At 65.5% G+C, this 14,073-nt stretch carries 11 protein-coding genes and 1 tRNA gene; 7 read left to right on the top strand and 5 right to left on the bottom strand.

From position 1 onward, the window contains the following. Positions 1-18 precede the first annotated feature (18 nt). From ACX12D_RS19465 to ACX12D_RS19445, 5 genes are all read left to right on the top strand, one after another. Complete coding sequence (locus ACX12D_RS19465; protein WP_459372350.1) at positions 19-894, top strand: DUF4390 domain-containing protein; 876 nt, start codon at positions 19-21, stop codon at positions 892-894. Continuing rightward, positions 891-3,359 carry a sensor histidine kinase gene (locus ACX12D_RS19460; RefSeq protein ID WP_459372349.1) on the top strand — a complete coding sequence of 823 codons (2,469 nt, stop codon included), beginning with the start codon at positions 891-893 and terminating at the stop codon, positions 3,357-3,359. The genes ACX12D_RS19465 and ACX12D_RS19460 overlap by 4 nt, the downstream gene beginning before the upstream one ends. Positions 3,360-3,411: 52 nt before the next feature. Next, complete coding sequence (locus ACX12D_RS19455; protein WP_459372348.1) at positions 3,412-4,116, top strand: response regulator; 705 nt, start codon at positions 3,412-3,414, stop codon at positions 4,114-4,116. A 60-nt stretch (positions 4,117-4,176) separates the two neighbouring features. After that, positions 4,177-4,252: transfer RNA gene (locus ACX12D_RS19450), tRNA-Phe, on the top strand. Between the two features lie 542 nt (positions 4,253-4,794). Then, on the top strand, positions 4,795-5,595 hold the full coding sequence (locus tag ACX12D_RS19445) for an aquaporin (protein ID WP_459374065.1): 801 nt from the start codon (positions 4,795-4,797) through the stop codon (positions 5,593-5,595). Here ACX12D_RS19445 and ACX12D_RS19440 read toward each other — a convergent pair. Then, entirely contained in the window at positions 5,579-7,300 is a 1,722-nt protein-coding gene (locus ACX12D_RS19440) for a carbohydrate porin (protein ID WP_459372347.1), read from the bottom strand. The genes ACX12D_RS19445 and ACX12D_RS19440 overlap by 17 nt on opposite strands. Positions 7,301-7,779: 479 nt before the next feature. Here ACX12D_RS19440 and ACX12D_RS19435 point away from each other — a divergent pair, with 479 nt between their 5' ends. Both ACX12D_RS19435 and rarD read left to right on the top strand, forming a co-directional pair. Then, positions 7,780-8,913, top strand: coding sequence for a TRAP transporter substrate-binding protein (locus ACX12D_RS19435; protein ID WP_459372346.1), 1,134 nt, complete (start codon positions 7,780-7,782; stop codon positions 8,911-8,913). Positions 8,914-9,018: 105 nt separating this feature from the next. Continuing rightward, positions 9,019-9,909: an EamA family transporter RarD gene (gene rarD, locus ACX12D_RS19430; RefSeq protein ID WP_459372345.1), complete on the top strand. Its 891-nt coding sequence runs from the start codon at positions 9,019-9,021 to the stop codon at positions 9,907-9,909. Between the two features lie 241 nt (positions 9,910-10,150). Here rarD and ACX12D_RS19425 read toward each other — a convergent pair whose 3' ends face one another. The 4 genes from ACX12D_RS19425 to ACX12D_RS19410 all read right to left on the bottom strand — a co-directional run bounded on the left by ACX12D_RS19425 (position 10,151) and on the right by ACX12D_RS19410 (position 13,637). Beyond that, entirely contained in the window at positions 10,151-11,134 is a 984-nt protein-coding gene (locus ACX12D_RS19425; protein WP_459372344.1) for a 2-dehydropantoate 2-reductase, read from the bottom strand. 47 nt (positions 11,135-11,181) lie between these two features. Then, the gene (locus ACX12D_RS19420; protein WP_459372343.1) at positions 11,182-11,946 is read right to left on the bottom strand and encodes a class II aldolase/adducin family protein; all 765 of its coding nucleotides are present in this window, start codon (positions 11,944-11,946) and stop codon (positions 11,182-11,184) included. Positions 11,947-12,151: 205 nt separating this feature from the next. Next, positions 12,152-13,120 (bottom strand): DUF2272 domain-containing protein, encoded by a 969-nt coding sequence (locus ACX12D_RS19415; RefSeq protein WP_459372342.1) that lies wholly within the window; start codon positions 13,118-13,120, stop codon positions 12,152-12,154. A gap of 238 nt (positions 13,121-13,358) precedes the next feature. Continuing rightward, on the bottom strand, positions 13,359-13,637 hold the full coding sequence (locus ACX12D_RS19410) for an HU family DNA-binding protein (protein ID WP_006162250.1): 279 nt from the start codon (positions 13,635-13,637) through the stop codon (positions 13,359-13,361). Positions 13,638-14,073: the final 436 nt, after the last annotated feature.

Below are 14,073 nucleotides of genomic sequence, written 5' to 3'. Positions count from 1 at the left end.
CGATCCCAATCGATCCCAATGCCGAACCCGCTTCGCTTGTTCGTCCTTCGCGTCCCAGACGACAGTGCGTGCGTGCCCCTTGCTGCAGCTCGGGCAACTGCTTCAGTAGCCGGCGCCGGCCCGATATGCAGCTTGCGCGCGCGGCTGGCGTCGTGGTGGCTCGCAGCGACGATCGTGCTCGGTATCCTGATGACGCTGGTCGCGCTGCCGGGCACGGCCCGCGCCGACGGCATCGAAGTCAACGAGGCCCGCATCGAGTACCAGGACGGAGGCTTCGACCTGGCCGCGAGTTTCGATTTCGATCTGCCGCCGCCGCTTGAAGACGCGCTCAACAAAGGCATCTCGCTGTATTTCGTCGTCGATTTCCAGCTCACCCGCCCACGCTGGTACTGGTTCGATGAAAAGCCCGTCAATGCCAGCCGCAGCGTGCGGCTGTCCTACCATCCGCTCACGCGCCAGTACCGTGTGTCGACTGGCGGCCTGCAATTGCCGTTCATGCGCCTGAAGGGCGCGCTGCAATTCATCCAGCGCGTGCGGGGCTGGCGCGTGTTCGAGCGCAGCATGGTCAAGCCGGGCGAGACCTACCAGGCCGAGGCGCGCATGCGCCTGGACCTGACGCAACTGCCCAAGCCGTTCCAGATCAACGCCGTCAACACCCGCGAGTGGAACCTGGCATCGGAATGGCGGCGCTTCAACTTCACCGTGCCGAGCGAATTCCCGCCGCCGCCCGCGCCCACGCCCACGCCTGCGCCGCAACTGGTGCCTGTGCCGGCGCCGGCGTCTGCCGCGTCCGCCGCGGTGGCCGGCGAAACGCGCGCGGTGCCGTTCGCGCAGACCGTATCGACCGTGCTCTCTCCCACCACCCTGGTGCAGCCCGCCGCGGGCCAGCCATGAGCGCGCCCCCCAGCCTGTGGGACAGCCGGTTCCGGCGCGTGCTTTACCGCGTCGTGGCGGGCATCATCGTGTTCCTGGCGCTGGTGCTGGTAGCACTGCTCGCCGGCGCCTCGGCCAATACCGAATTCTTCGATCGGTACTTCACGCTGCTGTTCAAGATCAACCTGGTGATCGGCATCCTGCTGGTACTGATCATCGGCGCGCTGGCGCTGACGCTGTGGCTGCGCTACCGCCGCGGCAAGTTCGGCACGCGGCTGATGACCAAGCTCGCCGTGTTCTTCGGCGTGGTGGGCGTGCTGCCCGGCGTGCTGATCTACCTGGTGTCGCTGCAGTTCGTCTCGCGCAGCATCGAGTCCTGGTTCGACGTTCGCGTCGAGACCGCGCTCGAGGCCGGCCTCAACCTTGGCCGCTCCACCATCGACAGCTCGCTGTCGGACCTGCAAGGCAAGGCGCGGCTGATGGCCGACCAGCTCACCAGCTCGCCCAATGTCGCCACCTCGCTGCAGCTCAACCGGCTGCGCGAGCAATACGGCGTGCAGGAAGCCGCCATCTTTACCGGCAGCGGCCGCGTGATCGCCACGGCGTCGAGCAACTATGCGTCGCTGGTGCCGGACCTGCCCTCTGGCGTGCTGGCCGAGCAGGCCCGGCTGGCCGGCGGCTATGCCGCGGTGGAAGGGGGCACCGATCCATCCGTCGATAGCCATCACCAGCCCGAGCGTACCGATGGCTCCCACCTGTACCGGCTGCGCGTCATCGTGCCGCTAGGTCCCGCGCCCACCGCGCAAACCGACGCACCCCCAACCGCGGATAGCGCCAGCCGGCCCGCGGGCAAGCCGGGCGTGAATGGTGCCGGCCGCTGGGCCGGATCGGGGCTGTCTGTCGAGCGCCGCCCCGAGGACGCCGCATCGTCCGGCTTCGGGCTGGTGGGCGACACCGTGCGCGAGGAGCGTTACCTGCAGGTCGTGCATCCGGTGCCGGCAGCGTTGGCGCGCAACGCCGACGAAGTCCAGCGCGCCTACCAGGAGTACCAGGAAAAGGCGCTCGGCCGCACCGGCCTGCGCAAGATGTATATCGGCACGCTGACGCTCACGCTGTTCCTCGCGGTGTTCATTGCCGTGATGCTGGCGCTGCTGCTCGGCGGGCAGCTGGCGCGGCCGCTGCTGATGTTGCTGCAAGGGACCAAGGAAGTGGCCGAGGGCGACCTCTCGCCCAAACGCGAGCTCAAGAGCCGCGACGAGCTCGGCATGCTGACCCAGCAGTTCAACATGATGACGCGCCAGCTGTCTGAGGCGCGCATCGCGGTGGAGCAGAACCGCAGCGCGCTCGAGAAATCGACGGCGTATCTCGAGAGCGTGCTGCAGAACCTCACCGCCGGCGTGTTCGTGTTCGATCGCCGCTTTGTGCTGATCACCGCCAATCCCGGGGCCGAGCGCATCTTCCGCCAGCCGTTTTCCGGCGCGCTGGGCCAGCCCATCGACAGCATCCCGGCCCTCGGCGAGTTCGGCGACATCGTGCGGCAGGCCTTCTCCGAGCAGAGCACCAGTGAGATGCTGGGCGGCGCGCAGCACTGGCAAAAGCAGATCGAGCTGCCGCAGAGCGACGAGGAACAAGCGCTCACGCTGCTGGTGCGCGGCGCGCGCCTGCCGGGCGGGCGCGGCGACGAGCGCGACGAACCCGGCTACGTGGTGGTATTCGACGACATTTCCGATGTGATTTCCGCTCAACGCTCGGTGGCGTGGGGCGAAGTGGCACGGCGCCTCGCGCATGAGATCAAGAACCCGCTGACCCCGATCCAGCTCTCGGCCGAGCGCCTGCAGATGAAGCTCTCGCCCAAACTGGAGGGCACCGACGTCGACGTGCTCAAGCGCGGCGCCACCACCATCGTCAACCAGGTGCAGGCCATGAAGCGCATGGTCGACGACTTCCGCGACTACGCCCGCACGCCGCCTGCGTTGTTGCAGTCACTGCAGCTCAACGGCCTGGTTGCCGAAGTGCTGCATCTCTACGGCATCGACGACACCGGCGCGCACGAGCACGCCGTGATCCATCCGGCGCTGGCCGCCTGCCTGCCCGAAATCAAGGGCGATCCGACCCAGCTGCGCCAGGTGATTCACAACCTGCTGCAAAACGCGCAGGATGCGGTGGCGGACAACCTCGGCGCGGCTAGGGCGGTGCCCCATATCGCTCTGCACACCGAGACTGTAGAATACAAAGATTCTGCCGGCGAAGACCGGCAGGCCGTCAAGCTCACCATTGCGGATAACGGTCCCGGTTTCGCTCCGCGTATCCTTAGTCGCGCGTTCGAGCCGTATGTGACCACCAAGGCCAAAGGAACAGGCCTGGGTCTTGCGATGGTGAAGAAGATCATTGACGAACACGGCGCACGCATCGAGTTGCGCAATCGCATGGAGGGCTCCGACATCATCGGGGCGCAGATCTCCATCCTGTTCGTTAAACTGGCATAGTCAATGTGCGGCCCCGAACCCGGCAAGCCGCGGTGGGGTCAAGAGGGGAAGTATGGCAACCATCCTCGTAGTCGACGACGAAATGGGTATCCGGGAGTTGCTCTCGGAAATCCTCAGCGACGAAGGCCATGTGGTCGAAGTGGCAGAAAACGCGCAGAAAGCGCGCGAGTACCGTGCCGGCAATACGCCAGACCTGGTGCTGCTTGACATCTGGATGCCCGATACCGACGGCGTCACGCTGCTCAAGGAGTGGTCGGCGCAAGGCTTGCTCTCCATGCCCGTCATCATGATGTCGGGACACGCAACCATCGATACCGCGGTGGAGGCAACCAAGATTGGCGCGCTCAATTTCCTCGAGAAGCCAATTGCCCTGCAAAAGCTGCTCTCGGCAGTCGAGCAGGGCCTGGCGCGTGGCATCGAGCGTCCGCGCTCGGGCGTGGCCGCAGGCGCGGCACTCGCCGCGAACGGCAATGGCGAGGGCACGGCGGCGATTGCCGCGGAAAGCGCCGCCGAGGCCGCCAATGGCAGCCCGCAACGCTTGCCCGAAGCCGAGATGCATTTCTCGTTCGACATGCCGCTGCGCGAAGCACGCGACTTGTTCGAGCGCGCTTACTTCGAATACCACTTGCTGCGCGAGCACGGCAGCATGACCCGCGTCGCCGAGAAAACCGGCCTCGAACGCACCCACTTGTACCGCAAGCTCAAGCAGCTTGGCGTGGAACTCGGCCGCAACAAGCCGGAACCTGCGGAACAATGATGCGGTGATGCACGCAGCGCTTGACCGGGTCGAAAAGCGCTGCTATAGTTTCGCTTCTTTGGCCCGGTAGCTCAGTCGGTAGAGCAGAGGATTGAAAATCCTTGTGTCGGCGGTTCGATTCCGTCCCAGGCCACCAGCATTACGAAAAAGCCCAAGATCTGAAAAGGTCTTGGGCTTTTTTCATTTCCATTGTGGCCATCGTTTCATCGCGGCCTTGCAGGGCCTTCTTCCGGCGCGTCTGAGAGGCCCAGCCCTGGGCTGCTGGTTCTGCCCTCATCCACACGCATTTGGCCGCTTGGAACGCGGCCTGGACGCGTCTATCACCTCCGTTGCAGCGGCCTCGCCCCACGTGCGCAAACCCTTGCAATATCACCTGTCACCGCCTAATGTTCAGGCACGAATTCGTCCGTCCAGTGCCATCGCGCCCGCGATTATCGGCATTGCGCAAATTACCCCCAAAATCCGGTCTTTGCATTTGGTCCTGACCTCCGATTTTCGCGATGTCATGTCACCATCCATGCCATCCCGATCGCGATTCAGCAAAGCACGCAAGCATTCGATACCACCGGTTCATTCAAAACTACCCAAGCATGCATTGACGCTGCAAGGCGAAAGACGAAACACTGCGCGCTCCCGCCCATCACTGCAAACCCGATGCACGCGCCTTCCCCCGATACCATGGCCGACCCGGTCCACGCTGCCGAGTCGCACAGCGCAAGCGTACCTGCGGCTGCGAGCACGCTCTGCCAGCGCCTGGTCGCGGAAGGACTCGGCACGGCACTGCTGGTAGCGATAGTGGTGGGTTCGGGCATTCGCGCGCAGCAGCTGGCCGGCGGCAATATCGCGCTGGCCTTGCTGGCGAACTCGCTGGCCACGGGCGGCGGGCTGATTGCATTGTTGCTCGCGCTGGGACCGGTCTCGGGTGGACACTTCAACCCAGTCGTCACGCTCTCGGCGATGGTGCGCGGCGCGCTGCCGGCGCGCGATGCCTGGCGCTACGGGCTAGTGCAGATGGGCGGCGCCATCGCAGGGGTCGCCTGCGCGCATGCGATGTTTGGCGAGCCGATGCTGGCCTGGTCGGCGCAAAGCCGTACCGGGCCATCGATGTGGTGGAGCGAGTTTGTTGCCACCTTTGGCCTCATCGGCATAGCAATCGGCACCGGGCGCAGCCGGCCCGGGCTGCTGCCGTTCGCGGTGGCGGGCTATATCACCGCGGGGTACTGGTTCACGGCATCGACGTCATTCGCCAACCCGGCGCTGACCCTTGCGTGCGCGCTGACGGCAACCTTCACCGGCATTCGCGCCATCGACGTGCCGGGCTTCGTGCTGGCGCAGCTAGCGGGCGGGCTGAGCGCCACGCTGGTCTTCCACTGGCTGCTGCGAGCACCGGCGGTGCTGCCGGGCCGCGCGCCGCTCACGCGCAAGGCGCCATGGCGAGCAGGGGCCGCAGCCGCTATTGCGCCTACCAGCGGCGATTGAGCTGCACGCCGAAGATTGAGCCCGAGGTCTGCGAAGCCCAGGTATCGGTGGGTGAGGCAAAGGCAATGCCGTCCACGTCGTTGGCCCTGCTGTAGGTGTAGAAGGCGCGCAGGTTGGCGTTGCCGGCCGCTTTGCCAAGCGTGAAGGTAGGCGCCACGGTCACCGCAGTGCGCTGTCCACTGGCGCCGAAGCCTGAAGAGATCTGGTCGTGCGCCACTTCGAAGGTCAGCTTGAACTGGTCGCTGGCGATATAGGCGGGGCGCACACGCGTGGCCATCCATTGCAGCGTGCCCACCGGCGAGCGGTCGAACTGCATGCTGGACTCGACCGAGCCCGCCAGGCCCAGCCCCGAGCGTTGCTTCCACTCCATCGATTCGGCCACGCGTACCCGCGACAAGGCGGGCCCCATGCCGGTGTAGCCGGTCAATGCGTTACGGCTGCCCTCGCCAAACTGCATGCCGAAGCGGTTGGTGCCGGCGAGCACGCCTTGCTGCTCGTGCATGGCCGACACCCACCACGCACTGCCGGTCTGCTGGATCAGCGGCTGCGCTTCCACCCGCGTATAGCCCAGTTGCACCGAGCCTTTCTCATTGGTGGCGATGGGCGCGGTACGCAACGAGTGATAGCTCGGCAGGTTGGCGCCATTCAGGTCATTGCGCGCGGTGTACTGGTAGTTGAGCGCGATGTCGCCAAAGCGGGCGTTATCCACGCCGAAACGCATCGCCGGCGACGTAGGCGGCAGCAGCCCCGACGACATCAGGAACGATGAGCTCTCGCGCCGGCCGGCCCACATCGTGGCGCCGTCCAGCACCGACAGCCCGCTGACCGAGGTATAGATCTGCGGCAGCAGGGCATAGGGATCGACCGCGGCCGGGCGGCCATTGATCGAAGTGGCATCGGTCCCCTTGGCCTGCGCCACCAGTTGCACCTGCGCGCCGCCGTCGAGCGAGAACAGGGACTCCTTGACCTTGACCTCGCCGGTGCTGCGGCACGCGAGTCCGCCGCCGATGCCGGTGGACAAGGTGCCGCCGCCAGCGCAGGCACGGGTGGCGGCGGTGCGATCGTCATACGCGGCGCGCCCGCTGTAGCTGAGGCGCCAGACCTGGTTGCCGGCAGGATCATCGGCGGGCAGCTGGGACACCAGCGCATAGCTTTCGTCGGCGCTGGCCGGCGTGTCGGCGACTTCGCCCTCGGCGGGCGTGGCGACCTTCGGCACGGCCTCCGCCACGAACTCGCCAAGGCGCTTGGGAAAGAGCACGACGGGCGGGGGAGGCGCAACAACCGGCTCCGGGGGCAAGGGTGGATCGGGCGGGCCGGCGAGCTCGTTACCGTTGTCATCCATGCCGGCATTGGCCCAGGTAGCAGGCGGGGGCGGCTCTGGCAGGGCGGGGGTGGGGGCGGGGGCAGCACCATCCGCAGCGGCGGCTTTGGGCGCTTCCTGCGCGACAGCCGCGGCCGGCGTGTCGCCGGCTACCGATGCCGCAGCGGCTTGATCGTCCGCAATCAGCGCTGCCAGCGGGTCGGCGCCAGGCGGGGGAGCCGGACGCTGCGGCACCGTGGGTGTGGCTGGCACATCGGCTGCCGCCAGGTCAGGCCCGGTCTGCGCGCACGCATTCAGTCCCCAGGCGGCCAGCACGGCAACGGCGAGGCAACGCAAGCGGAGCGCCGGCAGGCGGCCGGAAGCGGGCGAAACGGCGAACAACATAGGGCAGGACCAGTAAGGCGTGATTTTTTAACAGTCGACCGATTGGACCGCAAGCGGGGTTACAAAATCCGCGGCGAGGCGTCCTTCTCACCATATGGAATACATCGCTTGCGCCATCTGGCACGCGACGGTGCGGCCATGCCAATGGGAGCGGAGCGCGATGACAGGACGATGTGCAGCAGCCGCTAAATCTGCACTTTCCTAGCGAAAACCCGCACTTGCACGGCCCCCCGTGGCGAAAGGGCCACCGCTATAATCATCTGGCCTGTCCGAACGGGTACGGACCGGCCCCCGAGCCTGTTACGAAGGCATGCCAGGATACGCCACATTCCTGGCGTGTCTCCGTAACAGGCTCATTGTTGCGCGGTGGCTTTACCCCGGCTGCTTGCGCGTCTCGGTGCAGAGCGGAATGCCCGCGCATGACGCGGGCGTGCCCATCCCCTGCTGCCGCACTAAAAATCTATAAAAGAGGAGAAGTCATGGAACGTCGTTCCTTTCTGTTGAAGGCATCGGCCGTGGCCGCCACGGGTGCGCTGGCCGCGTGCGGCAAGGAAGAAAAGGCCGCCGCGCCGGCCGCCGCCGGTGCCAGCGCACCGGCCGTGATCGGCAGCAATCCGGCCGTGGAATGGCGCCTGGCTTCGAGCTTCCCCAAGTCGCTTGACACCATCTACGGTGGCGCCGAGCTGCTGTCGCAACGGGTCAAGGAACTGACCGACGGCAAATTCAACATCAAGGTCTTTGCCGCCGGCGAACTCGTGCCGGGCCTGCAGGTGCTGGACGCCGTGCAGAACAACACCGTCCAGATCGGCCACACCGCCGGCTACTACTACTTCGGCAAGAACCCGACGTTGTGCTTCGACACCACCGTCCCGTTCGGCCTGACCTCGCGCCAGCAAAACGCCTGGATGTTGCAGGGCAACGGCATGAAGCTGATGCGCGAATTCTTCAAGGAATACAACGTCGTCAACTTCCTGGGCGGCAATACCAACGCGCAGATGGGCGGCTGGTTCCGCAAGGAGATCAAGACGGTTGCCGACCTGCAGGGCCTGAAGTACCGGATCGCCGGTTTCGCTGGCGTGGTGCTGTCGCGCCTGGGCGTGGTGCCGCAGCAGATCGCTGGCGGCGACATCTATCCCGCGCTGGAAAAGGGCACCATCGATGCGGCGGAATGGGTTGGCCCGTACGATGACGAGAAGCTCGGCTTCTACAAGGTCGCCCCGTACTACTACTACCCGGGCTGGTGGGAAGGCAGCGCGCAGCTGTCCTTCTACTCGTCGGCAACCGAGTACGAGAAGCTGCCCGCGCTGTACAAGCGCGCGCTGGAAACGGCCACGATCGAAGTCCACACCAACATGATGGCCAAGTACGACGCGGTCAATCCGCAAGCGCTGGCCCGCCTGCTGGAAAACGGCGTGAAACTGCGTCCGTTCTCCAAGGAAATCATGGAAGCCTGCTTCAAGGCCACCCAGGACGCCTACGCCGAGGAAACCGCCAAGAACCCATCGTTCAAGAAGATCTACGACGACTGGCGCGTGTTCCGCAACAACGAAGCAGCGTGGTTCAACGTGGCCGAGCAAGCATTTTCGCAGTTCAGCTTCGCGCGCAAGCTGTAAGCGCGCTGCCGCCATCCGTGCGAGGTGGCGCAAGCCAGCCATAAGCCCGTGCCCAGCACGGGCTTTTTTACGCCGGTAGAATCCCCCGATTCCTTGGGACTCTTCATGCAAACCGGCATCATCTACGCGCTGCTCGCCTACATCATCTGGGGCTTGCTGCCGCTCTATATCAAATCCCTCCATGGCATCGCGCCGATGGAGATCCTGCTGCACCGCATGGTGTGGTCGCTGGTGTTCCTCGGGCTGGTGCTGACCTGGCGGCGCCACTGGGGCTGGCTGCGCGGCGTCCGGACCAATCCGCGCCTGCTGGCCGGCTTCGTCGCCAGTGCGCTGCTGCTGAGCGGCAACTGGTTCCTCTACATCTGGTCGGTATCGAACGGCCGGGTGGTCGACGCCAGCCTGGGCTACTTCATCAACCCGCTGTTCAATGTGCTGCTGGGCGTGCTGTTCCTGCACGAGCGCCTGCGTCCCGGCCAGTGGGCCTCCATTGCGCTGGCTGCGGCAGGCGTGGTCTGGCTGACCGTAGCCGCGGGCCAGTTACCATGGATTGCGCTGGCGCTGGCCGCGACCTTTGGCGGCTACGGGCTGCTGCGCAAGACGGCCACGCTGGGCGCGCTGGAAGGCCTCTCGCTGGAGACCATGCTGCTGTTCCCGCTGGCGGCAAGCGCTCTGGCGTACCTGTTCGCGACGGGCCAGGCTGACTTCACCGAGGTGGGCGGCGGGGTGCAGTTGCTGGCGCTGCTTGCCGGGCCGGTCACCGCCGTCCCCCTGCTGCTGTTCGCGGCCGGCGCGCGGCGTATCCCGCTGTCCTTGCTGGGGCTGCTGCAGTACACCGGCCCGACGCTGCAGCTGCTGCTCGGCGTATGGCTCTGGAACGAGCCGTTCCCGGCCAGCAAGCAGATCGGCTTCGCGATGATCTGGATATCGCTGGTTGTTTATGCGGTCGAGGGGATATGGGCGGGGCGCCAGCGCGCGAAGCTGGCGACGCAAGGGTGAAAAAGGGGCCTCATAGAGGTCCCTTTATATTTGTGATAACAATGAATCAAGCCAAGCATTAGTGGAAAGTATTCTTGGCATGGATGGTTTGCGTGCCTTTGAGGCAGTTCGCTCAACGGGCAGTGAGCCAAATATCGGCAACCCAGGCCAAAATAATTCTCGACATTTATCAAATACAAAATAAAAAGGCCATCTTGATTTATAGCGAGAATACGACCCCCCGTTACCCGGGCACACTTGGTCAGTAAAGCCCGCGCACTTGCGCATGCAGCCGTACCAGCCCTAGCAGCGCATCGATGCTGGGGGTCGCGATCCCGACGTGCTCGCCGATTTCCCGCACCGATGCCACCAGCGCATCGATCTCCACCGGCCGCCCGGCCTCCGCATCCTGCAGCATCGAAGTCTTGAAGGCGCCCAGCTTGCGCGTGACCTGGCTGCGCTCCTCGCCGCTCTGCGCAATCGGGCAACCGATGACCGCGCCGATCTTGCCAGCTTCTTCCATCACCGCCAGGCAGAAACGATTGACCAGCGGATCGTCGAGGATGCGGTCACAGGTGGCGCCGGTCAGCACGGAGACCGGATTCATCGTCATATTGCCCCACAGCTTGAACCAGATGTCCTGCTGGATCGCGGCGCTGCGCTCGACCTCCAGGCCACCGCTGGCGAGCAGGCTGGCCACGGCCTCGAGCTTGCCGGCTGCCATGCCGGTAGCGCCACCCGCGGCGCCCAGGATCAGGCGCGCGCCAAAGCCGTGGCGCACAGTGGCCGGGGCCGGCGTGGAGGCGGTCAGGTGCACCACGCAGCCGATCACCTGCGCGGCCGGGATGGCGCGCGCAATGGCACCTTGCGGATCCACGGTGCGCAGCGACAACCCGGCATGCGGGCCAGGCCGCTCGAAGAACCACCACGGCACGCCGTTCATCGCTGTCACCACCACCGTATCAGGGCCGATCAGCGGCCCGATGGTCTGCGCCAGTTGTGGCAATGCCGGGGCTTTCACCGCCAGGATCACCACATCTTGCGTACCTAGCGCTGCGGGATCGCCTTGCGCATTGACCGGAAACGTCTCGGTGCGCTCGCCCTCGATCAGGGTCAGGCCTTGCGAGCGCAGCGCCTCCAGCGACTGGCCGCGCGCCAGTATGTTCAGCGCCTGGCCGGAACGGGCGAGCCGCGCGCCGATAAAGCCGCCGACGGCGCCTGCGCCGACGATGCATAGGGATGTCATGACTGCCTTGTTCCTGTAGATTTATTCCCACGACGAATCAATGATTGCTAATCACGATACGATTCATCGATGTGGTTAATTTCACGGGTCAGTGCTGCGAACACATCTTCGCCCGCACCGAACTTGGGATTGAACTGCAGCGAGTCGCGCGTGCACTTGCGCTGGATCTCCTCGGGCACCGGCAGCGCCGCCCCCATGGCCAGCGTGGCCAGCTGGATCTCGCAGGCGCGGTTGAGCAGCCAGAGCGTGGAAAAGGTACGCGCAATGCTGTCGCCCCAGGCCAGCAGGCCATGATTGCGCAGGATCACGGCGGGCTTGTCGCCGATATTGCGCACCAGGCGCGGCCCTTCGTCGTCGTGCACGGTGATGCCCTCAAACGGATGGTAGGCCACCTTGCCGAACAATTGCGCTGCGTAAAAGTTGCTCATCGACAGGCCCTGCGCCGAACAGGCGACCGCCATGCCCGCCGTGGTATGCGTATGCATGACGCAGTGCGCGCCCGGGATGCCGGCGTGGATGGCCGCATGCACAGTGAAGCCGGCCGGGTTGACCGGCCAGCGGCTCTCGCCGATGACCTGTCCCGCCAGATCGATCTTCACCAGGTTGGAAGCGGTCACCTCCGCATAGCGCAGGCCGAAGGGATTGATCAGGAAATGGGGATTGCTACCACCGCCGCCAGCCTCCGGCGGCAGGCGCAAGGTGATGTGGTTGTAGATCAGCTCGGTCCAGCCCAGCCGGTCGAAGATGCGGTAGCAGGCGGCGAGCTTGACGCGCGCCTCCCATTCCGCCGGATGACAGTTGGCTACAGCCATGCAGGTCTCCTCTCGCGTTGCTCGCGGCGTCGGTGCGCGCGCTATCGGAATGCGGTTCAGGTGGGGTCGGGCCAGGATGCCAGCGCGGGAAAAACCATGCCGCAGCCCGATTAATTACCATGTTAATGATTTTGCAGGACTGGTCAAGCCGGGGGCTACCCGCGTGCGCCGGCCTGACCGCAGGCCATCCAGCAACGCCTCAGGCTCAAGGCAGCGTGTTGCGCATGATCAGCAGCCACGGCATGTGCGAGTTGGTGACGCTGTCGATCATGCCGGAGTCACCGAGCTCGATCAGCTCCATCGACACCGATTGCTGGACATTGCCGCCGATGGCCTTGACCAGGCGTGCCGCCGGGTCGACCTCGACCACGATGTCGCAGTGCATGGGCGTGGTGCCAAAGCCGATCTCGGCCGCGCTGTCGAGGTACTTGTCGCGCCCGCGCGCGGCGCAGATCACATCGCCCGGGCGGGGCATGGCGGGCAATGGTTCGATGCGGAACGCCGGCGCGGGCAAAATGCCGTCGCGCGCGTCCACCACGTACATCGAGTGCGAATCGCCGGTCAGGAACTGGCGGTCGTCCAGGCCGGCCTTGCGCATCACCCAGGAAATAAACACCGCGGACCAGGCCCAGTTTCCCTGGGTGATCTGGCGGCAGGTGACAGTCTTGCCCACGATGGCCCAATAGCGCTGGGCGAGCTTGCAGCCCTGGGGCGTGGCCTCCATGCCGGTGCCATCGGGAAAGTGCAGGCAGGCTGACTCGCTGCTGTCTTCTTCCTCGCGATCGGCGGAGCGGTCCGCGGCATCCACTCCCTCCTCATTGGCCCCCGCCACCGGCATTCCGGGCAATACCGGCGCGGGCAGCGGGCTGTCGGCCACGCACGCGGTGTCGTCGCGGCCCAGGCGCACGGTCTGGCCACCCCAGCGCTGCCATTCCTGCCAGGCGATCTCGACGATGCGCTGGCGCTGCGTGGCGCCGGGCGTTGTCACGGGTCTTTCCGTATCGGGGAGGGGGGTCGCCTGAGGCCGGGCGGGCGGAGAAGGCGTGGTGCAACCCGAGACCAGCGCGAGCGTCATCAGCAGGCTCAGGCCAAGCCCTCGTGCCTGTGGAAAATTTTGTGGGAAACGTTGTGAATAAAGCTGTGGAAATCTGCCGCGCGGCGAACGAAGGTGCATGAGAGGCCTACTGAGCAGGACGCTCTAGACCCTTGTATTTACAGAGGGAAGGCGCCGACAGGGCACTATCTTACCGGGCTGGCGGAGGATGCGGCGTATACCGCGAAGCGGCAGGATAACCGCGGGTCGAACACTGTGGATAACGCGCCCCGCCTGGCGCTCACCCATGCCATCAGGCAACTGGTGGCGGCACGGCGGGGTTGATCCAACTGGGCTGGCACGAGACCGCCCGCGGGACTCACTGGTTCACTGCGTCCTTGAACTTCTGGCCAGCCTTGAACTTGACGGTCTTGGCGGCTTCGACCTTGATTTCTTCGCCGGTGCGCGGGTTGCGCGCCATGCGTTCGCCGCGCTCGCCCTGGCTGAAGGTGCCAAAGCCGATCAGGCTCAGGGTGTCGCCCTTGGCCACGGCTTCCATGATGGCGCCAAGCGTCACGTTCAGCGCTTGTTCTGCCTTGGCTTTGGTCAGGCCGTCCACGCCGGCCGCGATGGCGTCGATCAGTTCGGTTTTCGTCATGCTTCACTCCGTGTCGAGTTGATAAAACAAGGACGCCTGGCTGGGCCGGCGCACTGCGCACCGGCGCCGGCAAAGGCGCCGCGGGCCACATCATACCGTGTCGGGCCACGCCAACCGGGAACAGATTGTTACAGCGCACCCCGCTCCAGGCCGCGCTGGCTGGGGCTTTGTGGGGATTCGGGGAAATAAGCAGGGCCTTCGGCGGCGTCAGGATGGGCCTCAGGCGAGTTAACGCGCCCAGGTATCCCAGAGGGCATCCACGCCTGAAAAACGGCTCTAATCGCCCCGCAGGCCCTCTCAGGGGCATTGCACCGCAGAAGCGCAGCCCGGTGCGTGCAGGGCGAAATCTCTCTGATGCCCGGGCCTTGGGCGCGTGCCAACGGCTGTTGGCCGGCGCGCAGCGGCTATCCCTGCCCATAAAGGGGCCTGACAGGCG

The sequence above is a fragment of the Cupriavidus sp. PET2-C1 genome (assembly GCF_054515855.1).
The sequence above is the reverse complement of the archived record's forward strand: the minus strand, read 5'-3'. Positions and strand labels throughout refer to the sequence as shown.